The 19,889-nt window shown below is 61.0% G+C and carries 18 protein-coding genes and 3 pseudogenes; 10 read left to right on the forward strand and 11 right to left on the reverse strand.

From position 1 onward, the window contains the following. Positions 1-62: 62 nt before the first annotated feature. Complete coding sequence (locus A4C63_RS22990) at positions 63-794, forward strand: hypothetical protein (protein ID WP_063914743.1); 732 nt, start codon at positions 63-65, stop codon at positions 792-794. Here A4C63_RS22990 and A4C63_RS22995 read toward each other — a convergent pair. Further along, complete coding sequence (locus A4C63_RS22995; RefSeq protein WP_063914744.1) at positions 769-1,500, reverse strand: cyclic nucleotide-binding domain-containing protein; 732 nt, start codon at positions 1,498-1,500, stop codon at positions 769-771. The two genes, A4C63_RS22990 and A4C63_RS22995, sit on opposite strands and share 26 nt — an antisense overlap. A 211-nt stretch (positions 1,501-1,711) precedes the next feature. On the opposite strand from A4C63_RS22995, the gene A4C63_RS26100 reads away from it, so the two are divergent. The 3 genes from A4C63_RS26100 to A4C63_RS23010 all read left to right on the forward strand — a co-directional run bounded on the left by A4C63_RS26100 (position 1,712) and on the right by A4C63_RS23010 (position 4,315). Then, a complete protein-coding gene (locus A4C63_RS26100; protein ID WP_082888405.1) occupies positions 1,712-2,179 on the forward strand; it encodes a universal stress protein in 468 nt (155 codons plus the stop codon). Between the two features lie 109 nt (positions 2,180-2,288). Beyond that, the gene (locus tag A4C63_RS23005; RefSeq protein WP_063914746.1) at positions 2,289-2,858 is read left to right on the forward strand and encodes a GNAT family N-acetyltransferase; all 570 of its coding nucleotides are present in this window, start codon (positions 2,289-2,291) and stop codon (positions 2,856-2,858) included. An 89-nt stretch (positions 2,859-2,947) separates the two neighbouring features. Further along, positions 2,948-4,315 (forward strand): erythromycin esterase family protein, encoded by a 1,368-nt coding sequence (locus A4C63_RS23010; protein WP_063914747.1) that lies wholly within the window; start codon positions 2,948-2,950, stop codon positions 4,313-4,315. Here A4C63_RS23010 and A4C63_RS23015 read toward each other — a convergent pair. From A4C63_RS23015 to A4C63_RS23030, 4 genes are all read right to left on the reverse strand, one after another. Beyond that, on the reverse strand, positions 4,297-4,971 hold the full coding sequence (locus A4C63_RS23015) for a dienelactone hydrolase family protein (RefSeq protein ID WP_063914748.1): 675 nt from the start codon (positions 4,969-4,971) through the stop codon (positions 4,297-4,299). The two genes, A4C63_RS23010 and A4C63_RS23015, sit on opposite strands and share 19 nt — an antisense overlap. Then, positions 4,964-5,668 carry a phosphoribosyltransferase gene (locus A4C63_RS23020; RefSeq protein ID WP_063914749.1) on the reverse strand — a complete coding sequence of 235 codons (705 nt, stop codon included), beginning with the start codon at positions 5,666-5,668 and terminating at the stop codon, positions 4,964-4,966. Before A4C63_RS23020 ends, A4C63_RS23015 begins: the two co-directional genes overlap by 8 nt. Positions 5,669-5,725: 57 nt before the next feature. Next, on the reverse strand, positions 5,726-6,334 hold the full coding sequence (locus A4C63_RS23025) for a hypothetical protein (RefSeq protein WP_172827552.1): 609 nt from the start codon (positions 6,332-6,334) through the stop codon (positions 5,726-5,728). Positions 6,335-6,494: 160 nt separating this feature from the next. Then, entirely contained in the window at positions 6,495-7,421 is a 927-nt protein-coding gene (locus tag A4C63_RS23030) for a universal stress protein (protein WP_063914750.1), read from the reverse strand. 204 nt (positions 7,422-7,625) lie between these two features. Between A4C63_RS23030 and A4C63_RS26875 the strand changes: the two are divergent. The 3 genes and pseudogenes from A4C63_RS26875 to A4C63_RS23040 form a co-directional block, all read left to right on the forward strand. Beyond that, positions 7,626-7,780 (forward strand): annotated as a pseudogene (locus A4C63_RS26875) (NAD(P)-dependent alcohol dehydrogenase); the annotation flags it as partial. 176 nt (positions 7,781-7,956) lie between these two features. Beyond that, positions 7,957-9,195 carry a DUF4010 domain-containing protein gene (locus A4C63_RS23035; RefSeq protein ID WP_063914887.1) on the forward strand — a complete coding sequence of 413 codons (1,239 nt, stop codon included), beginning with the start codon at positions 7,957-7,959 and terminating at the stop codon, positions 9,193-9,195. Between the two features lie 215 nt (positions 9,196-9,410). Continuing rightward, complete coding sequence (locus A4C63_RS23040) at positions 9,411-9,833, forward strand: hypothetical protein (RefSeq protein WP_063914751.1); 423 nt, start codon at positions 9,411-9,413, stop codon at positions 9,831-9,833. A gap of 19 nt (positions 9,834-9,852) precedes the next feature. Here A4C63_RS23040 and A4C63_RS23045 read toward each other — a convergent pair whose 3' ends face one another. Next, on the reverse strand, positions 9,853-10,494 hold the full coding sequence (locus tag A4C63_RS23045; protein WP_063914752.1) for a dTMP kinase: 642 nt from the start codon (positions 10,492-10,494) through the stop codon (positions 9,853-9,855). A gap of 380 nt (positions 10,495-10,874) precedes the next feature. Then, positions 10,875-11,819, reverse strand: a complete 945-nt coding sequence (locus tag A4C63_RS23050; RefSeq protein WP_063914753.1) for a GlxA family transcriptional regulator — start codon at positions 11,817-11,819, stop codon at positions 10,875-10,877. Between the two features lie 108 nt (positions 11,820-11,927). On the opposite strand from A4C63_RS23050, the gene A4C63_RS23055 reads away from it, so the two are divergent. Then, a complete protein-coding gene (locus tag A4C63_RS23055; RefSeq protein ID WP_063914754.1) occupies positions 11,928-12,725 on the forward strand; it encodes an SDR family oxidoreductase in 798 nt (265 codons plus the stop codon). A 175-nt stretch (positions 12,726-12,900) separates the two neighbouring features. On the opposite strand, the pseudogene A4C63_RS26615 reads toward A4C63_RS23055, so the two are convergent. After that, positions 12,901-13,398 (reverse strand): annotated as a pseudogene (locus A4C63_RS26615) (thiamine pyrophosphate-dependent enzyme); the annotation flags it as partial. A gap of 102 nt (positions 13,399-13,500) precedes the next feature. Further along, positions 13,501-14,661: pseudogene (locus tag A4C63_RS23065) on the reverse strand (acetolactate synthase large subunit); the annotation flags it as partial. 169 nt (positions 14,662-14,830) lie between these two features. Here A4C63_RS23065 and A4C63_RS23070 point away from each other — a divergent pair. Together A4C63_RS23070 and A4C63_RS23075 are read left to right on the forward strand one after the other, a co-directional pair. Further along, positions 14,831-15,712, forward strand: coding sequence for a LysR family transcriptional regulator (locus A4C63_RS23070; RefSeq protein WP_063914755.1), 882 nt, complete (start codon positions 14,831-14,833; stop codon positions 15,710-15,712). 257 nt (positions 15,713-15,969) lie between these two features. Beyond that, positions 15,970-17,154, forward strand: coding sequence for an MFS transporter (locus A4C63_RS23075; RefSeq protein WP_063914756.1), 1,185 nt, complete (start codon positions 15,970-15,972; stop codon positions 17,152-17,154). A gap of 261 nt (positions 17,155-17,415) precedes the next feature. Here A4C63_RS23075 and A4C63_RS23080 read toward each other — a convergent pair whose 3' ends face one another. Continuing rightward, on the reverse strand, positions 17,416-18,582 hold the full coding sequence (locus A4C63_RS23080) for a M20 aminoacylase family protein (RefSeq protein ID WP_063914757.1): 1,167 nt from the start codon (positions 18,580-18,582) through the stop codon (positions 17,416-17,418). A 76-nt stretch (positions 18,583-18,658) separates the two neighbouring features. Further along, positions 18,659-19,870: a diaminopropionate ammonia-lyase gene (locus A4C63_RS23085; RefSeq protein ID WP_063914758.1), complete on the reverse strand. Its 1,212-nt coding sequence runs from the start codon at positions 19,868-19,870 to the stop codon at positions 18,659-18,661. Positions 19,871-19,889 lie beyond the last annotated feature (19 nt).

Raw genomic sequence — 19,889 nt, forward strand, 5'->3', positions numbered from 1 at the left:
CAGTGAAGGCAGGCGCCTAACCTGAATACAGCAGGGTCGAACCAGACACAATCGAGGCGCACATGGGGCGGGACGACGGTGGATGTGTCCGTTTGCTGGAAACGTTATCGGGTACAGGCACCCAGGAGTACCTGCGCTTGGCACTGTGCAGCCCGCAGCGCGGCGAGGCGATGCCGGGCCAATACTGCTTTCTGGCCAGTCGCGAGCAACGTTGGCCCTGCAGCTATGTAAGCCTGCCTGGGATAGCTGGCCGGTTCATGGTAACCACTCATGGAGCCCAGGCACTGGAGAAAGCGAGTCAGTTGCTTCGCTATTCCGGGCCATTGGGCAACGCCTGGCCAGTGCCCCTGCAAAGCACACGGCTGCTGGCCATCACTCGCGGCGAGGGAGTGTTGGCGCTTCTTTGCCTGCTCGATGAAATCCGCTGCTGGCTACCTTGGATTCAGGTGCGGCTGCTACACGAAGGCTTGCCCCTGGAGCATTTGCCCGCAGATTGCCTGCTGTACCTGACGGCACAAAAGACGGTAGTGCGCGACAGCCAAAGCGGATGGACGCAACTGACAAAGCAGTTGGAAGATTTCAGGCCGGATACTGTCTACTGCTGCGCACCACCGCAAGTAGCGCGCCAGGCCGCGCGCTTGTGCTGGCTAAAAGGCGTGCAGCCACAGCGCATCTGGCTGCGAACAGACCATGTGCCCTACCCTACCTGGAGTACCCAGTCGCCATTGGGTGGGCTTGTGCAACGCTATGACAGGGTGCTCGCGGCGCTTAAATGGGTTCCTCCAGCCGGCTGAGGTTGAGCAGCCCTTGTTGGTCGACAATTCGTACCTCACGCCCTACGCATTGCAGGAACCCTGCCTCGATGAACCGGGTGAACAACCGGCTGACGGTTTCCTGAGTGAGGTCCAGGTAGTTTGCGATATCGCAACGGGACATGGGCAGATTGAAAACATCAGCCCTCAATCCACGGTCATGGTAGCGCGCCGACATGCCCAACAGGAATATCGACAACCGTTGATCAGCCCGCCCATGGCAGCACCGCAGGTGTTCATCCTTGCCCTGGATGCCCAGGCTCAGCATATGCAGTAGCTGGTAGCGTAAGCCAGGGATCTGCCCCGACAGATCAACCAGCTGATCCAGCCGGATAGAGCAGACCAGAGAAACTTCAAGCGCCAGCGCGTAGCTTCGATAATGACTCGCACCGATAGCGTCCAGCCCCAGCATCTCACCCGGCAGGATGAAGCCAGTGACCCGCTCGTTGCCCTCGGCATCAAGCAGGAAGCTCTTGATGGCCCCCGAGCGCAGGGCAAATACATGCTCCATGGGCTCATCGGCCTTGAACAGATAGGAGCCCTTCTTCAACGGACGGTTACGGCGCACGATACGTTCCAGCTGGTCCACTTCGTCAGCGCTGAGGCTAGCGGGCAAGCAAAGGCGGCTCAACGAACACGCAAGGCACTTCACATGGGGCCTTGCCCCCATATCTACAGGGCCTGACATGGTGACGCCTCAACGTTTTTTCATGCGAGCATTAATTCAAAATTAGCCGCTACGCTCAGTGTTTTCCGGGCTACCGACGAAGGGTAATGTCACCTGCCAAGGCTTGATCAAGATCAGGTCTTGCGGCCTTCATGCGCTCATGCTTGAGCACAGACTTTAAGCAGCCATTTGGCTCAGTTCGCGCCCATTGCGGACGGAAGGCAAAAAAATCATGAGAATCAGAAATCTGCTTCTACCCGCACCTTGCAATGATCAGTACAGCCCGGCCTTCGAGCAAACCGTCGCACTGGCAACGGCCATGGACGCCAATGTGTTTTCAGTCTTCGATCAGGCTGCGCTGCTGCGCCACAGCGAGCATTACAGCCAGGCGAAAATTCCTGGCTACGAAACCCTTGCCGATAGATTCAAAGCGTTTGCAGGGCAAGTCGGCATTCCTCCCCTTCAGCATCACCTTGTTGTCGGTTCTTGTTCACATACCCTCAGCGCTTATGCCAATCGTTGTGAATACGACCTGATGGTCATTGGCTGCCCGCATAATCCGTGGCAGCGCGAGACCCTGCAATACCTGCTGAGCCATCTCAAATGCAGCCTGATTGTGGTCAATACCGCAGGCACGCCAATACAACAAGCGGCCAGGGCCTGTACGGACCGGCAACATCCGTTCTTTTCCTCAATTTGACAGCGAAAAGCAGCTGCCAGCCGAGCAGTTGACAACTATCAAGTCAGTGCAAGGTCATGGAGCGAAACTGTATTTCCACTATTCATTCCAGACGCATGAGGATACCGCCATGGCTCCTATCAAACCTTCCCGCCAACCTGCCGCCACCTCGTTTACGGCACCCGTCGGCGAGCATTGGATCGAAGCGCTCGACAATGGCACCCATGTTCTGATCAGGCCATTGCAAGCCAAGGACCGACAGCGTGAAAAAGCCTTCATCGAACGGTTGTCACCCGAATCACGGCACTTTCGCTTCCTTTGCCAGATCAAGGAGCCAGGTGAGGCGATGCTCGACCAGTTGATGGCGGTCGATCAGGACCGACAAGCCGCCTTCGTCGCCCTCGCGCATGTGGACGGTGAACTGCAAGAAGTGGGCATTTCCCGTTACGCCGCCTGTGCCGGCAAGGATGAATGCGAGTGCGCGGTCACGGTACTCGACAGCTGGCAACACCACGGCCTCGGCCGCTTGCTGCTCAAGCACCTGACCGATCATGCTCGGGCCAAAGGTTTCCGGCAGATGTATTCGATCGACTCAGCCGCCAACCAGGCGATGCGTGACATGGCCAAAGCGGCAGGGTTCACCACGACCACCGACCCCGATGACCCGAGCCAGGTCATCCACCGCCTCGCACTGAGCTGACCCAAGGCCGCCGCCCCATGACCTGCCATGCTGCGGCGCCTAGTATCTGCCGCGGGCCGACGCAGCAATCCATCCCAGGGAGAAAGCCCATGAACGGACCTTCGAACAAGCTGATGGAGCAGCTTTACGGCAAGCAATACCAGGTCGACACTGGTGATATCGCGCCAATGCTGCACCAATACGCCGAGCCTCTGCCGGACCTGGACGACCCGGCTTTTGCCAAGCTGTTCGACCGTTATGCAGATGCCCGAGTGGTGATGCTCGGCGAGGCGAGCCATGGCAGCAGCGAGTTCTACCGCGCCCGTGCGGCTATTACCCGACGACTCATCGAACTGCATGGCTTCAACATCGTGGCCGTCGAAGCCGACTGGCCGGATGCCGGACATGTCGATCAATATGTGCGAGGACTTGCACATTCAGCGTGGAAACGCCATATCTTCAGCCGTTTCCCAACCTGGATGTGGCGCAACAGTGAGGCCAAGGCCTTTGTCCAGTGGCTCCACGCGCACAATCGCATGCTGGCCGAGGACCGTCGCGTAGAGTTTCGTGGCCTGGACGTCTACAGCCTGCGCAACTCCATACATGAAGTGCTGGCCTATCTGGACCGGGTCGATCCGCATCTGGCCCATGAAGCCCGTCGGCGCTACGGCTGCCTGACGCCCTGGCAGGACGACCCTGCGCTGTATGGCCATTTTGTCGAGCGCGGTGGCGTCATGCCTTGCGAGCAACCGGTGATCGAGCAACTGAATGTCATGCTGGCCGAACAATTGTCAGGCCTGATCCGCAATGACGAAGCCTTTTTCAACGCAACGCAGAATGCACGCGTAATCATAGCTGCAGAACAATACTATCGAGCCATCTACCGAGGGTCGGCCGCATCCTGGAACCTGCGCGACCGGCACATGTTCGATACCTTGCGTGCGCTGCTGGAGCACCGCGGTCCCAAAGCCAAGGCGGTGGTCTGGGCACACAATTCTCATATCGGCGATGCAGGCGCGACAGAAATGGGCTGGAAAGGCCAGTTCAACATCGGTCAGCTTTGTCGCGGTGCGTTTGGACGGGATGCCGTGCTGATCGGCATGGCGACCGACCGAGGCCAGGTGGCCGCAGCCGATGACTGGGACGGCGACCTGCAGATCAAGGACATACGTCCATCCCGCACGGACAGTTGGGAGTGCCAGTTCCGGCTTGCCGGAGTGCCAGCCTCGTTGACCGATTGGCGAGACCCGCAGCGCAAGGAACTGCGCCGGATCTTGTCCACGCCATTGCTCGAGCGGGCCATTGGTGTCATCTATCGTCCCGAAAGCGAGCGGCTCAGCCACTATTTCGAGGCAGTTCTGGCCGAGCAGTTCGATGCCATGCTCTGGGTCGAACAAACCAGGCCGGTCACCGCGCTGCCCTTGCCGAAACAACAACATCTGGAACCAGAGGACGAAACCTATCCATTTGGCGTGTGACTGCCCGACGCCTGCAGGTGCGCGACAAACCAGTCGGCAGCGAGCGCCGCAGCCTTGCCCAGCGTGCCAGGCTCTTCGAAAAGATGCGTAGCGCCTGGCACCACTTCAAGTCGATGGTCACATTGCAGCATACGACCAGCCAGACGATTGAGCTCCAGCACCTGTACGTCTTCACTACCCACGATGTGCAACGTTGGCGCTTTCACTCGCGGCAGCACTGACCAGGCCAGGTCAGTCCGGCCTCCCCTGCTGACCACCGCCGCCACCACATCCGGGCGTTGAGCCGCTGCGAGCAGCGCCGCGGCCGCGCCAGTACTGGCACCAAACAGGCCAACGTGCAGTGTCTGGAGTCTCTGATCCTGTCCTGCCCAATCGACGACATCGATCAATCGCTTGGCCAGCAATGGAATATCGAAACGCAGTTCCCCGGTCTCGTTATCCAATCGCTGCTCTTTTTGCGTCAGCAGGTCGAACAGCAACGATCCCAGGCTACGTGCCGCGAGGATGTCAGCTACGAACTGGTTCCGGGCGCTCAAACGACCGCTGCCACTGCCATGGGCGAAAATGACCAGAGTGCGGCAATTGCCCGGCAACCGTAAGTCGGCCAGCAATTCGACGCCGGGCAGCTTGATAGTCTGCGATCGTACCTCAGTCATGTCGTCGCTCCTGGGAAGTATCCTGGGAAAGCACACGCGCGTCCGCTTGACGCATGAGCACCATGACCTCTTCATCCGAAGTTTGCGGAAACTCCTGATACCAATAGCCAACCGATATCATCCGCTCGGGTACCAGCGGGCACACCAGTTCATCCACTTCGCGGTGCATCACGTCCAGGGTTTCCGGTGGCGCAACCGGGATCGCGACCACGACCCATGCAGGTGACCGAGCACGTACAGCCAGAATTGCCGCTCTCATGGTCGAGCCAGTCGCTAGCCCATCATCGATGAGAATCACTACCTGATCCTTGAGATCAAGAGGTGCACGACCGCCCCTGTAGGCCCGCTCCCGTCGCTCCAGCTCCTCCGTTTCCCTGAGGATTACAGCCTTGAACAACGCCGGATCCACTGGATAGGCCTGCAGCATGTCGTCATTCAGGAACATTACCCCGTCCCCGGCAATTGCCCCCATGGCGAACTCGGGATGAGAAGGCATGCCGAGCTTGCGTACCACCAGCAGATCCAGGCGAACCCCGAGGGCAGTCGCAACCTCATAAGCAACGGGAACACCGCCGCGCGGCAGCGCTAACACGATCACATCGGACCTGCCGGCGAACCGGGTGAGCGGTTCGACAAGGCAACGCCCGGCCTCGCAACGGTCTGGAAACAAGGTCTGCACTGCAAGGTCATATGACATGGAAACCTCCCGCGCCGAGATGGCGCCTGTCGTTTCAGCTTCTGGCGGGCACCGGGTTCAAGGCACGATTGCGCGAGCCTCCTCGGGCAGCAGGTCGAACTGCTCAAGGCAGCGCTGCTCATCAACGGGTGTGAGCGCCTTCAAGCCGCTCACTTCCTGCATGGGCGTTTCGAACAACGCCATGCGCAGTACTCCATTGCGTTCCAGAAAGGTCTGCGCCAGGCAGGTGCAAACAGGTTTACCGACCAGCGCGGTGAGTTTTTCATCTTCGGGGATATCCACCTGGGCCTGCAGGTTTGCCTCGCAAATCGCCACGATCTGCGCCACGGAGCGCCCCGCCAACCACAAGGTGCCTGTACCCAGCAGGGCCAGGCACAACAGCATCACCAGCAGGATGTTCGATTCCCGGGTCACTGAACGAAGGAACGCCAGTCTGGCCGGCCAGCCCGTCTGCTGGCCGTTGAAAATGGCCTTGCCGACCGTGCGCTTCACGCCGCGCTGCACCGCCCAGCCCAGCGCCACACTCAAGCCCAGCAAGGCCAGCAATACCGCCGGATCGCGCATGGGCAGGCGCCAGATCGGGCTAAGCCCACGGTAGGCCGACGCGGCGAGGAGCAATGCAAGGATCGCCACGATCCACCCGAGGCTGCCCTTGGGGCGATGCATCCAAGCCCTGAGTTTTGCCCTTGCTTGCGTGTTCATGAACACCTCCCGCCGATCAGCCGCAACTGCTGGCACACTTGATAGACGCAGCACGCCCTAATGGCTACGAGCGCATGTTGCGTCCTTGAAAGCTTTGAAAGCAGGCCCTTGCGGGCCTTGCCCTTCAGCCTTGGGAATGCTCCGGTGAAATAACCAGTACGCTGCTGGACAGCCGATGCATCACCCGTTCCGCCGTGCTGCCGATAAACCAGCCGATGCCATGATGGTGATAACTGCCCATGACCAGCACATCGATATCATTGTTATCCATGAACACCGCCAGGACCTTGGCTGGATCGCCTATTCGCATGTGGCGGTGTTCGGCGGCGATACCATTGCGCTCGGCAAGCGACTGGAAAGCTTCGCTCTGGGCCTCATGAAGGGTTCGGGCGGAATTCGAGTCGAACAGGAACGAATGTTCCCGGCTGCCGCCAGCGTCCAGATACATCGAGCCCAGGTCATAGGCATATAACAATTCGATCTGGGCATTGCATTGCAATGCCAACTTCAGCGCTTCACTGATGATCTGGTCGTTGAAGCCCTCATACTGATCTTCAGGCCTGGACAGGTCGACGGCTGCAAGGATCCTGCGCGGCAACGCATGGCTGGCGTTGTGTACCAGGTGCAACGGGATGCGTGTATCGCGCAGGAGCTGAACATCCAGTGACGTGAACATGGCGCGTATCCACCAGGGCTCATGCTCGAGCTCCTTGATCAGCATGGCGAAAGGCTGCTCGCGCAAGTGCGCGAGGATCTCGTCCATCGGATGTTGCACCCACACCACTTCCGTGGTGACCGTGACACCGTTGCGCCGCATCGACAGCGCCTGGGACTCCAGCCAGTCACGGTGCTGCTGCACATAACCTTCGCGCATGGCAGCCAGCGCCTGGTCATTGACCAGGCCCGCCGTGGCAAGCCCTTCCAGATAATCGAACGCCACAATGTGCAGCGCCATGCCCTTGGCCTTGGCCAGCGCTGCTGCGCGATCATAGACCGGAGTCCGGCGCATCAGGGCTGATGCTATCAGCAGCAGTCTTTGTGGATTTTCCATGGCACACCTCTGCGGTTGCGGTACGTACCTGGAGCATCTGCCACTCATCTTTTGCAAATTTGATGTTTGTCAACTACCCGCTTCCGCGCAGACAAACGGCATTCTGGATGGCGCGGGAATTTGATGCGGATCAAGGCTTCTAGCCGCTAACGGAGCACGCTACTGGCATATCAACAATGATTTCTTGCTTTGTAGGCGCGCCATGGCGACAAAGAGCGCATGCGCCGGTTGATGGCGGTAGTCGCCAACGGCCGGGTTGACGTTCACAACTGGTCACGCACCGCTATCGACTCGGTGAAATTGAGGCTGCCTATGAACTGTTCGCCCATCTGCGCGATGGTGTCATGAAGATTCGCTGATTGGTAAGCCCGCCCCCGCTTTGCCAATCTCCGATGCTCGGAGGCCTGAAAGTGCCCGATCAATTGAAAGTCACGCTTCTTGATCAGTCTGTTTCGTCGCGCGTGGCAAATCCGATTTACCTGAAACCGCTGATGACCTTGTGCAGGGAATGCCGGGGCAGCGGCCTGAAGGCACCATGCTCGACACCCTGAATGTCGGACACGGCGCCGTGGCGCTGGGCATCGGCATGCTGGTAGGGCTTGAGCGCGAACGCAAGAAAGGCCGCAACGAAGACCATGCCGCAGCCGGACTCAGGACCTTCGCTATCACCGCCCTGCTGGGTTACGTCAGCATGTTGCTGGCAGGCCCGATGCTGGTCGGGGTAGCCAGTCTGGGCCTGGTACTGATGCTCTGCATGCACTACCGCAAGCATGCCGACAAAGATCCTGAGGTCACCAGCGAAATCGCTCTGCTGCTGGTGCTGACTCTGGGCGCGCTGAGCCTGAACGAGCCCGAGCTTGCTACAGCGGTAGGCGTGGTACTGACGGTGCTGTTGGCCATGCAGCGTGAGCTTCATCACTTCGTACTGCAGCAGCTGAGTGAAGAAGAACTGCGCGATGGCTTGATGTTGCTAACGGTTGCACTAGTGGTACTGCCGTTGACGCCGGACCGGTTCCTGGGCCCCTACAGCGTGCTCAACCCCCGCACGATCTGCACGTTGGTCGTCCTGCTGATGGCTGTCGGTGCAGTGGGCCATATCGCCATGCGCCTGATGGGCCCTCGATATGGCTTGCCTTTGAGCGCAATAGCGTCAGGCTTTGCCTCAGGCACGGCCACCATTGCGCTGCTGGCCCGTGAAGCGCGGCAACAAAAACTTGCAGTCAGATCTTTCGCGGCAGCGGCGGTGCTCTCCAACCTTGCCAGCATTACGCAATTCGCCTTGGTGCTGACTATCATCGACCGGCACCTGCTGAGCCCTTTCGTGATATCGATCGGGCTTGGCGCATTGGTCACGGTGGTTTACGGAATATTACTGCTGGCACCTTGGCGTGCCGCTTCTGGCGGTTCCGCGGCACATCAGGGTAACGGTGCCTTCAGTCTCTGGACCGCACTGATCATCACGCTTGCCCTGACCGGCGTCGCCCTGTTCTCAGCGTTTCTTCTTCAGCACCTGGGCCACAACGGCGTCAGCATTGCGGCATTCGTCAGCGGGCTGGGTGATGCCCACGCAGCAACTGCGTCGGTGGCCTCGCTAGTGAAGGCCGGACGGCTGGAGGTAGCCGATGTTGTGGTTCCGGGCATGATGGCCGTGACCGGGAACACGCTGACCAAATGTGTGCTGGCGCTCAGCAATGGCGGTTTCCGGTTTGCGCGTTATCTCGTTCCAGCGCAGATCATCATCCTCGGGGCAATGTGGTTTGGGCTGGCAATGTAATGACGAGACACAGGATATGCGAGAACCGGATGGACCAACGCAATGGAACTGTACGAAGCAGACATTGGATGGATGATCAGCCCATCGGAACCACATGGACCACTCTTGCTTGATTCAAGTCAAACCAGCGACCAACTGGCTGCCTACACTGAAAACGTCCAGGCATACCAAGGCCTTGAAGCACGCCATCCATACCCAGAAACGTGGAGTTCGCCATGCAAACGCAATTGAAATTGTTTCTTGCTGTTGTTCTGGCCGGTAGTGCGCTCGTGGCGCATGCCGAAGAAAAACATCACGCTGGCGATGCCTCCGCCAGCGCACCAGCCGCCAGTACAACTTCCGAGTCGGCCATGAACAAGGCAATGAGCGAACAAATGCACAAGATGCAGGTTGCTCATGACAAAGCTGCCGCAGCGAAGACCCCTGCCGAGCGGCAAGCCGCCATGCACGAGGGCATGAAGACGATGAAGGAGAGCATGGCCATGATGCACCAGCACCATGCTGCGGGCTGCATGGGCTCGGGCATGGGAATGTCGGGAGCCAAGGGTGGCATGGGTATGGGCGACGGAATGATGGACATGATGATGAAGATGATGGATCAGCAGTCGTCGATGATGGATATGCCCATGAAGCAGTAACCAGTACTCCGCCGTTGTGTCAGCAGTGATCGCAGCGCGATCGATGGCGTGGTCGAAGCACGCTATCGATCTCGGCCACCACTTGCCGTGTTGCGTCCTCGATGGTGCCTTCATTACGGCATAGAACCCAGCCGTGATCCGCAATCGCACGCTCGAACGCCTCAGTACAGGCAACCTGCTCGTCCAGGCTATGGATTACCGTACTGCCCAGCCCACGCGTTCGTGCCGCGGCCCTTGCCCATGAGGTATCGGGGGCCGTGACAACGCCTACGTGCAAATCGGGCACTTGCACATTTCGCTCGATGTTCAGGCGCAGGATCTCGTCGAACGGCACGGTACGGCGAAATGCGGCATCAGACGGGTACCAGCGATCGATCAGGATGATACTGCCCGCTGGCTGCCTGGGGAGCACGTGCCTGGAAATCCAGGCACGGCTTTCGGCAAAGCGCTCGCAAACCCTCAGCTCCAGGTCCCGGGAGGGGTTTCTGGCCAGTTGATTGACGAGGGCCATGGTTTCCCCCCGGTAGGGGTCGCTTTTTTTCTCGCAAAGCCGGATCACTTTCTTGTTGTCAGCCCTCAGGGCTTTGGTAACGGCCTCAAGAAGTGTGGTTTTACCGGTGCCCTTGGGCCCATCGATGGAAACAAACAGCGGGCGGGTCATTTATCATTACCAGTCGGGCCAGGGGCGGGATAAAACCATTGATCGTGGTCTGCCTTCAAGGGTTGTGGAGGCCAGCGACGCAACGGGGGCCTGTAGGAGCGGGGGTACCCGCTTTCTTGGAACTGCACATCACTTGTTGAATCAGCAGGGACTCTGTGGGAGCGGCTTTAGCCGCGAACACCGGCGCAGCCGGTGCCATGCACCGCGTTGGATTCTTCGCGGCTAAAGCCGCTCCCACAGGGTACGCGGACCGCTCGCGAAATCAGTTTTCTACGCGATAGCACAGCCCAAAGTACTGGGCGATCGCCCACAGGATTCACCGCATATCAGTGGGCCCATGCAGTACGGCGGATGCATTTCGAGGAAGCCTGAGCAGCCCTCTAGATCACTCGCCTGGCATCCCTGCGCACAGCCTGCGGCGGCACGCCAAACCCGCGGATGAACACCTCGCGCAGGTGCCGGCGGTCTCTGAAGCCGGTCTCCCTGGCCACCACGTCCAGGCTGTGCCGGCTTTGCTCAATCATCAAGCGGGCAGCCTCCAGGCGCAGGTTTTCCACGGCCTTGGCCGGAGACTGCCCGGTTTCGGCAGTGAACACCCGGGTGAACTGCCTGGGGCTCAGGTGAACTACACCGGCCAGCTCTTCGACACTGAGCGGGCGGCTCAGGTGCTGGCGGGCGTATTCCAGGGCGCTCTGGATACGGTCCGACTTCGGTGCCAGCGCGAGCAGTTCAGAATGTTGCGACTGACCACCCGAGCGCCGCTGGTGCATCACCAGCTTGTGCGCCACCGACCTGGCCAGCTCGGCACCCAGGTCTTTCTCCACCATCGCCAGCGCCATGTCCAGCGCCGCCGTCATGCCCGCCGATGTCCAGACCGGCCCGTCGACGATGAAGATCCGGTCATCGTCGACCTCGACCCTGGGGTGCATGATGCGCAGCGCCTTGGCATAAGCCCAATGGGTGGTGGCCCGGCGATTGTCCAGCACGCCGGCTTGCGCCAGCACAAAGGTGCCGGTACACAGCCCGGCGGTTCTGCGCGCACTGGCGACAAAGCCTTGCACACATGCCAGCACCTGATCGGCGGGCGGTGTCTCGGGGGTCAGGGTACCGCTGACCATCCAGGTATCAGCCAGGCCTGGTGCAGCCAACGGCAGGGTATCGATGGACATGCCCAGTGATGAGCGCACCATGCCACCACCTACCGAGAAGTTCTGCACTCGGTAAACCTCCTCCCCGGCGACGATATTGGCGAATTCGAACACCGTCTGCGTGGCCAGGCCCATGAGCTGAAAGCCTTCGGTGATCAGATAGCCGATGCGATGCATGACTGGGCTCCATCTTGTAGCGTCCGAAAACACTACCATATACGTCATTTGAGCCAGTGAAAATCTACCGCATCATGGCCCCAGTCCCCACCCACTGGAGCTCGAATCATGACTCACTCGCACAAAGGCACCGCGCTCATTACCGGCGCATCCTCGGGTATCGGCTCGGTCTACGCCGAACGCCTGGCTCGCCTCGGCTATGACCTCGTGCTGGTCGCACGCAACCGAGACCGCCTCAATGCACTGGCCAGCCGCATCACCCAGGAAACCCGGCAAAGTGTCGAAGTCTTCCCCGCAGACCTGGCCCGCCCTGATGAACTCGCCCGGGTAGAGCGCAAGCTGCGTGAAGATGCGAGCATCACCTTGCTGGTGAACAATGCCGGTATCGGCACCCATACCCCGCTGCTGGAAAGCGATGTCGAACGCATGGCCGAAATGATCAGCCTCAACGTCACTGCCCTCACCCGCCTTACTTATGCCGTCACCCCGGGTTTCGTTGCCCGCCAGCAAGGTGCAGTGATCAACATTTCGTCGATCGTCAGCCTGGCCCCGGAGTTGCTCAATGGCGTATATGGCGCCAGCAAGGCGTATGTCACCGCCTTCAGCCAGTCGCTGCACAAGGAACTCGCGCCACACGGCATCCAGGTTCAGGCCGTGCTGCCTGGCGCGACGGCCACCGATTTCTGGGCGATTGGCGGCTTGCCGATAGAGAACCTGGACCCAGGTATCGTGATGTCGGTTGATGATCTGGTGGAAGGCGCCCTGCAGGACTTCGACAACAAGGTACTGGTTTCCATACCGGCCCTGCACGAGCTGCAGCGCTACGAAACCTACGAGAGCAGCCGTCAGGCCCTGTTCGGTGAGCTTTCCAGCAACCGACTGGCACCTCGCTACAGCGCCAGCTGAAACTGCCAGTCAGTTAAGGTTTCCCAGTCTAATAGGGGCTGCTTTGCAGCCCTTCGCGGGCTTGCCCGCTCCCACAGGGATCGCGCAAATCATCGCCTGTGGGAGCGGGCAAGCCCGCGAAGGGCCGCAAAGCGGCCCCAATTGGTTTAACTGATAAAACCGTACCTGTCAGGCCTTACACCGCCAGCGCGCGCTCACGCAGCTCGCTGTTGAGGATGCGGTCGTTCTCGCTGTAATCGACCGGGCAGTCGATCACGTGCACGCCCGGGGTCTTGATGCAGTGCTCGAGCAGCGGCAGCAGGCCTTCGGCGCTTTCCACGCGGTGGCCGTTGGCACCGTAGGCTTCGGCGTACTTGACGAAGTCCGGGTTGCCGTAGTCCAGGCCGAAATCGGTGAAGCCCATGTTCGCCTGCTTCCAGCGGATCATGCCGTAGCCGTCGTCACGCAGGATCACCACGGTGATGTGCATCCCTAAGCGTACCGCAGTCTCCAGCTCCTGGCTGTTCATCATGAAGCCGCCGTCACCGCAAACCGAGATCACCGGGCGGTCCGGGTGCACCAGGTGCGCAGCCATGGCCGATGGCAGGCCGGCGCCCATGGTCGCCAGGGCGTTGTCCAGCAGTACGGTGTTCGGCTTGTGCGCCTTGTAGTTACGGGCGAACCAGATCTTGTAGATACCGTTGTCCAGGGCCACAATGCCTTAGGACGGCAGCACGCGACGGATGTCGGCGACCATGCGCTGCGGGTAGACCTGGAAGTGGTTGTAGTTACGGGCGAACCAGATCTTGTAGATACCGTTGTCCAGGGCAACAATGCCTTCGGACGGCAGCACGCGACGGATGTCGGCGACCATGCGCTGCGGGTAGACCGGGAAGCGGTTGTCGTCGGCACCTTCGGCGATCTGTGCTTCGTTGGCTTCACGGATGGCCATCAGGCGGGTGAAGTCCCAGTGCGAAGTGTCGTTCAGCGCTTCGCTGATCTGCCAAACGGCGTTGGCGATGTCGCCGATCACTTCCACCTGCGGGAAGTACACGGCATCGACTTCGGCGGAGCGGAAGTTGATGTGGATGACCTCGGTGCCGCCACGGACCATGAAGAACGGCGGCTTCTCGATCACGTCGTGGCCGATGTTGACGATCAGGTCGGCAGCTTCGACGGCGCGGTGCACGAAGTCACCCGACGACAGCGCGGCGTTGCCCAGGAAGCGTGGGTGACGCTCGTCGACCACGCCTTTACCCATCTGGGTGGTGATGAACGGGATGCCAGTCTTGTCGATCAGTTGCTTGAGGACCTTGGCGGTCATCTTGCGGTTGGCGCCGGCGCCGATCACCAGGATCGGGTTACGGGCGTTTTTCAGCTTTTGCACGGCAGCGTCGATCGCCACGTGCTCGGCCAGCGGACGGCGGTGCAGGCTTGGCGGGATTGGCAGTGCGTCGGTCTGCTCGGCAGCGATGTCTTCCGGCAGCTCCAGGTGCACGGCGCCCGGCTTTTCTTCTTCAGCCAGGCGGAAGGCTTCGCGCATACGGGCCGGGATGTTGTCGGCCGAGGCAAACTGGTGGGTGTACTTGGTGATGGGGTCCATCATGCCGCACACGTCGATGATCTGGAAGCGGCCCTGCTTGGACTTCTTGATCGGCTTCTGGCCGGTGATCATCATCATCGGCATGCCGCCCAGGTAGGCGTAGGCGCTGGCGGTGACCAGGTTGGTCGCGCCAGGGCCGAGGGTCGACAGGCTGACGCCGGTCTTGCCGGTCAGGCGACCATAGGTAGCAGCCATGAAACCTGCGGACTGCTCGTGACGGGTAAGTACCAGCTTGATCTTCGACTTGCGCAGGGATTCGAGCAGGTCGAGGTTTTCCTCACCGGGAATGCCGAACACATACTCGACACCTTCGTTTTCCAGGCATTGCACAACGACATCGGCGGCCTTGGCCATTTGGGGTACTACCTCAAAATCTTTATGGGATTGCAGATTTATTAAGCTGCGTGACTGAGATGTTGCAGGATGTCTCAGTGGCGCGCATCGTAGGCCCTCTGGTTAATAATAATAAATATATTGTTATGATGCTTGGCATCACAGTTTGTTATGAACGGTAACCCCCTCAATGAACCTCAAGGCATTGCGCTGCTGCGTCGAGATCGTACGCCAAGGCAGCTTCACCAAAGCCGCGCAGCACCTGCATATCGCCCAGCCGGCACTGAGCATGGCCGTTACCCGTCTTGAAGAAGAACTGGGCGTGACCCTGTTCAACCGCACCACGCGCAAAGTCATCCTGACGGCCGAGGGCGAACGGTTCCTGCCACGTATCGAATCGGCCCTGCGCGAAATGGATGTGGCCCGCCAGGAGCTGCGCGACATGGCCGACCTGAAACGCGGCGAAATACGCCTGGGTATCCCGCCGATGTTCGGCCTGCACTATGTGCCCGGGTTGATGAACGCCTTCCGCAAGCTGTACCCGGGCATAGCCATGACCGTGTTCGAAGGCAGCGCCGAGGACATTGGCCATCGCCTGGAGCAACGGGAAATCGACCTGGCACTGCTAGAGTCCAGGCGCGTGCCGCCCGACAAGGAATCGATCCTGCTGGGCAGCGACGAGATGCTGGCGTGCATGCACCCTGACCATCCCTATGCCGGCAAGGCCTTCCTTACAGCCGAAGACCTGCGCAATACCGACATGGTGGTGTTCGACCGCACCTTCGTGCAGCGCCACCTGCTGGACGCGTTCTTCGCCGAACATGGCATCACTTACCAGGTGGCGCTGCAAAGCAACTTCGTATCGCTGGTGGTGCAGGCCGCGCTGGACAACATGGGCGTGGCGACCCTGCTGCGCTCGGTGCAACAGCGCACCCCGGGCATCGTCGGCGTACCGTTCCGCCCGGCGCAGCTGATGAGCTTCAGGCTGTGCTGGCGCTCGGGGGAATACCTGTCGCTGGCCAGCAAGCGCTTCATCGACTTTGCCGCCCAGACCCATTACCTGGAGCGTTGAAGCCAGCCCGTTCCGGCCTTTTCGCGGGCACGCCCGCTCCCAAAGGAAATCTGCGCGATACCTGTAGGAGCGGGCGTGCCCGCGAACACCGGCGCAGCCGGTGCCATCCACCGCGCAGGGTTCTTCGCGGGCATGCCCGCTCCCACATGTGCTCCCGACAGACGTACGAGGAAGCCAGCCACCTTCCTCGACGTCGCCATCACGGATTGACTATGATCCCGCCTTGAACGTTTCAGCATGTTTCAACAAGGATCCAGATGTCAGTTCAGGAATTACCCCCTCTCCCTAGCAAAAGCACCGTCGCAAAGTTGGAAGCCGCCATGGCGCTGGGCAGCTTTGCGATCGGCACTGGCGAGTTCGCCATCATGGGCCTGATGCCCGACATCGCCAGTAACCTGCAATTGAGCGAGCCCCAGGTGGGCCATGCCATCAGCGCCTATGCGCTGGGGGTGATGGTCGGCGCCCCGGCACTGGCGATCATCGGTGCCAAGCTGTTGCGCAAGCACATGCTGCTGTTGCTGATGGCGCTGTATGCCCTTGGCAACCTGGCTACCGCCTTCGCCCCCTCGTTCGGTGGCCTGGTCGCCTTCCGCTTCATCAGCGGCCTGCCCCATGGCGCCTACTTCGGCATTGCGGCGGTGGTGGCGTCGAGCATGGTGGCCAAAGACCAGCGGGCGGGGGCCGTGGCCCGGGTGATGATGGGCCTGACCTTGGCCATGTTGCTCGGCAACCCGGTCGCCACCTTGCTGGGCCAGTATTTCGGCTGGCGCTCGGCGTTCGTGCTGGTCGGCGCGATAGCCCTGTGCACCATAGCCCTGGTCTGGCGCTTCGTGCCCCAGCGCCACGATGAAACGCGCAGCAACCCGCGCAAGGAACTGCAAGCCTTCACCCTGCCGCAAGTGTGGATGGCGCTGGGCATCGCCTCGATCGGCTTTGCCGGCATGTTCTGTGTGTTCAGCTACCTGGCGCCGACCATGTTGCAGGTAACCCAGGTGTCACCGCAGTGGATTCCGTTCGGCCTGGCAGCGTTCGGCGTGGGCGGCATCGTCGGCAACATCGCCGGCGGCAAACTGTTCGACCGCCTGCAGTTCCGCGCCGTGGGGCTGGTGCTGGTGTGGTCGATTGCCGTGCTGCTGTTCTTCAGCTTTGCCGCGCAGGCGCTGTGGAGCCTGCTGCTGGGCATTGGCCTGGTGGGGACCATGATTGCCCTGGCGGCACCGTTGCAGATCCGCCTGATGGACATTGCCCATGAAGCGCCAAGCCTGGCGGCGGCGTCGAACCATGCGGCATTCAACCTGGCCAATGCGCTGGGGCCGTGGCTGGGTGGCATGGCGATTACCGCGGGCATGGGCTGGACCAGCACCGGCTACATCGGCGCAGCGACGGCGCTGGTCGGGCTGGGGATCTACCTGGTGGCACGGCGGATGAAGGGCGGGCACTGAAACGGGGCTGCCATGAGCCCATAAGTCATTGAATTAGCAGGGACCCTGTGGGAGCGGCTTTAGCCGCGAACACCGGCGCAGCCGGTGCCATGCACCGCGGTTGGATGCTTCGCGGCTAAAGCCGCTCCCACAGGGTACGAGTATCGCTTGCGAATTCAGTTATCTGTGCGACAGCGCGGCCCAAAGGGCTGGGCAATCTCCCACAGAGACCGCACAATGCTTTAAATTTGTGCGGTCCCTGTGCGGCCCCTGATTCAACGATCAACGCGGCAGGCTGACCCTTGCCACCTCGGCAAAATAGCGGGCCCCGGTCGCCAGGATCGCATCGTTGAAATCATACGAAGCGTTATGCAACGGCGTAGCCCCCGCCTCGCCCTCGGTACCATTGCCGATGAACACGAAGTTGCCCGGCACCTGCTGCAGGAACGCACCGAAGTCCTCGGAAATCATCATCGGCATCACTTCGGCATTCACCGCCTGCGCCCCCACCACATTGCGCGCCGCCGTCACGGCAATTTCCGTGTTCGCCGCCCAGTTCACCGTCGGCGCAAACTCGTGGCTGTACTCGAACCGGCAGGATGCACCGTGCAAGTGGCAGATACCCTCGCTGATCTCGCGCATGCGCTTTTCCAGCAGGCGTTGCACCTCGGGGCTGTAGCTGCGGGTGTCACCCTTGATCGTGACATGGGTCGGTATCGCATTGCGGATGCCATCAGTAATGAACTCGGTGCAGGAAACCACCGCCGACAGGCTCGGGTCGACATTGCGCGCAACAATGGTCTGCAAGGCCAGCACGATTTCGGCACCGATCACCATCGGGTCGATCCCCATGTGCGGCCGTGCCGCATGGGTGCCCTTGCCCTGGATGTGGATGACGAAGTTGTCCTCGCTGGCCATGATCCCACCAGCCCGCGTGGCAATATGGCCAGCCGGCATGCCCGGCATGTTGTGCGCGCCATACAGGGCATCGACCGGGAAGCGCTCGAACAAGCCATCGGCCATCATCGCCTTGGCCCCGCGCCCATGCTCCTCGGCCGGCTGGAACAGGAAACGCACGGTGCCGTTGAAGTTGCGCTCACGGCACAGCAGGTCTGCGGCCCCCAGTACCATCGCCATGTGCCCGTCGTGGCCGCAGGCATGCATCTTGCCGTGGTTGCAGGACGCATGGGGCCGTTCATGCGCCTGTTCGGTGATGTTCAGGGCATCCATGTCGGCACGCAGGCCGATCACGCCTGGGCCGTCACCGACAGTGAGGCTGGCAACCAGGCCAGTGCCGCCGATGCCTCGGTGCACCTCCAGGCCAAAGCTGGCCAGGATGCTGGCGACCTGTTCGGCGGTGTCGAACTCTTCGAAGCCGGTTTCCGGGTGGCGGTGAAACGCGTGCCGCCAGTGCTTGAGGCGCTGTTCGAATGCAGGGTCATTGCTCATGCTTGAAATTCCTGTTGCTGGGCCAACGTCGGGCGTTGACCGGAACGGCCGGTATAACCTGGCCCTCAGGGGTGGATCAGGTGCGTACCCAGGCTTGCTGGCGTGCCAGTACCGAGCTGGCCGGCTCGCCCAGCAGATCGGCATACACGCCAGGGGCGGTGGCGCCTTCGGTGCTGATGAAGAGAATACGGGCGTTGCCGTCGATACCCAGGTCGGCAGCTGCGCCAGCATCCGTTACCAGGCGGGCAAGCCCGGCCAGGCCGGCGACGCTGGACTCACCGGCCACCAGCGGAATGTCGCGAGCGCTGCCAGCCGCCAGGCGGCGCATGGCGGCGACGGCCTGCTCATCAGTGATAGTCATGAAGTAATCGACGCTCGGCTCGAGAAAGCGCCAGGCCAACGGCGATGTCTCGCCGCACGCCAGGCCCGCCATTACCGAGTCCACCGAACCGGTCGCCCTGGCCGGTTTGCCGAGCAAGGCACTCTGGTACAGGCAGTCCGCCTGCTCCGGCTCGACCATGACCATCAGTGGGCGTTGTGCGCCGTAGTGCTCCCACAGGTAGCTGACGATGCCAGCCGCCAGGCCACCCACCCCGCCCTGCAGGAACACATGGGTGAAAGGCGGCTGGCCGGCAGTGGCTTCGATGATTTCTGCGGCGATGGTGCCGTAGCCCTGCATCACATCACGCGGGATCACTTCGTAGCCCTCATAAGAGGTATCGGAAACCACGGTCCAGCCGTTGCTGGCCGCCAGCTCCGCAGCGTGCTGGACCGACTCGTCGTAATTGCCGGCAATGCGCACGATCCGCGCGCCGTAGGCGGCAATCGCCTGCTCGCGCTCTATGCTGACGTTGGCATGCAGCACGATCACGCAGTGGCAGCCAATGCTTTGCGCGGCGGCCGCCAGGCCCTTGCCATGGTTGCCATCGGTGGCGCTGACCACGGTGAAGGGGGCCAGCAGGTTCGCGTACTGGCCTGCCAGCAAGCCGCGCGGGTCGAATTGCTGCGCGGGGAAGGTACGCAGGATCAACCGCACCAGGGCAATCGGCGCGCCCAGCGCCTTGAAACTGCCCAGTTCCGAACGCACCGATTCGTCCTTCACCGACACCTTGGCGACACCCAGCTCGGCGGCCAGGTCAGGCAGGCTGTACAGCGGCGTAGCACCCGCGTTCAAGCGCGCCCAGCCGGCCAGCCACTGACGGCTTTCTTCAGCCTTGGCGATGCTCATTACCTTCTGCAACGCTTGCGGGTAAGGCTGGCGGCCAGCCTTGGGGTTGGAAACAAACATGCGGCACTCCTTTCTACAG

The sequence above is a fragment of the Pseudomonas sp. p21 genome (genome assembly GCF_001642705.1).
GTDB lineage: Bacteria > Pseudomonadota > Gammaproteobacteria > Pseudomonadales > Pseudomonadaceae > Aquipseudomonas.

Bases quoted from the DNA above. Each gene is read 5' to 3' on its own strand.
- A4C63_RS22990 (WP_063914743.1), top strand. From the start codon at position 63: ATGGGGCGGGACGACGGTGGATGTGTCCGTTTGCTGGAAACGTTATCG.
- A4C63_RS22995 (WP_063914744.1), bottom strand. From the start codon at position 1,500: ATGTCAGGCCCTGTAGATATGGGGGCAAGGCCCCATGTGAAGTGCCTT.
- A4C63_RS26100 (WP_082888405.1), top strand. From the start codon at position 1,712: ATGAGAATCAGAAATCTGCTTCTACCCGCACCTTGCAATGATCAGTAC.
- A4C63_RS23005 (WP_063914746.1), top strand. From the start codon at position 2,289: ATGGCTCCTATCAAACCTTCCCGCCAACCTGCCGCCACCTCGTTTACG.
- A4C63_RS23010 (WP_063914747.1), top strand. From the start codon at position 2,948: ATGAACGGACCTTCGAACAAGCTGATGGAGCAGCTTTACGGCAAGCAA.
- A4C63_RS23015 (WP_063914748.1), bottom strand. From the start codon at position 4,971: ATGACTGAGGTACGATCGCAGACTATCAAGCTGCCCGGCGTCGAATTG.
- A4C63_RS23020 (WP_063914749.1), bottom strand. From the start codon at position 5,668: ATGTCATATGACCTTGCAGTGCAGACCTTGTTTCCAGACCGTTGCGAG.
- A4C63_RS23025 (WP_172827552.1), bottom strand. From the start codon at position 6,334: ATGCATCGCCCCAAGGGCAGCCTCGGGTGGATCGTGGCGATCCTTGCA.
- A4C63_RS23030 (WP_063914750.1), bottom strand. From the start codon at position 7,421: ATGGAAAATCCACAAAGACTGCTGCTGATAGCATCAGCCCTGATGCGC.
- A4C63_RS23035 (WP_063914887.1), top strand. From the start codon at position 7,957: ATGCTCGACACCCTGAATGTCGGACACGGCGCCGTGGCGCTGGGCATC.
- A4C63_RS23040 (WP_063914751.1), top strand. From the start codon at position 9,411: ATGCAAACGCAATTGAAATTGTTTCTTGCTGTTGTTCTGGCCGGTAGT.
- A4C63_RS23045 (WP_063914752.1), bottom strand. From the start codon at position 10,494: ATGACCCGCCCGCTGTTTGTTTCCATCGATGGGCCCAAGGGCACCGGT.
- A4C63_RS23050 (WP_063914753.1), bottom strand. From the start codon at position 11,819: ATGCATCGCATCGGCTATCTGATCACCGAAGGCTTTCAGCTCATGGGC.
- A4C63_RS23055 (WP_063914754.1), top strand. From the start codon at position 11,928: ATGACTCACTCGCACAAAGGCACCGCGCTCATTACCGGCGCATCCTCG.
- A4C63_RS23070 (WP_063914755.1), top strand. From the start codon at position 14,831: ATGAACCTCAAGGCATTGCGCTGCTGCGTCGAGATCGTACGCCAAGGC.
- A4C63_RS23075 (WP_063914756.1), top strand. From the start codon at position 15,970: ATGTCAGTTCAGGAATTACCCCCTCTCCCTAGCAAAAGCACCGTCGCA.
- A4C63_RS23080 (WP_063914757.1), bottom strand. From the start codon at position 18,582: ATGAGCAATGACCCTGCATTCGAACAGCGCCTCAAGCACTGGCGGCAC.
- A4C63_RS23085 (WP_063914758.1), bottom strand. From the start codon at position 19,870: ATGTTTGTTTCCAACCCCAAGGCTGGCCGCCAGCCTTACCCGCAAGCG.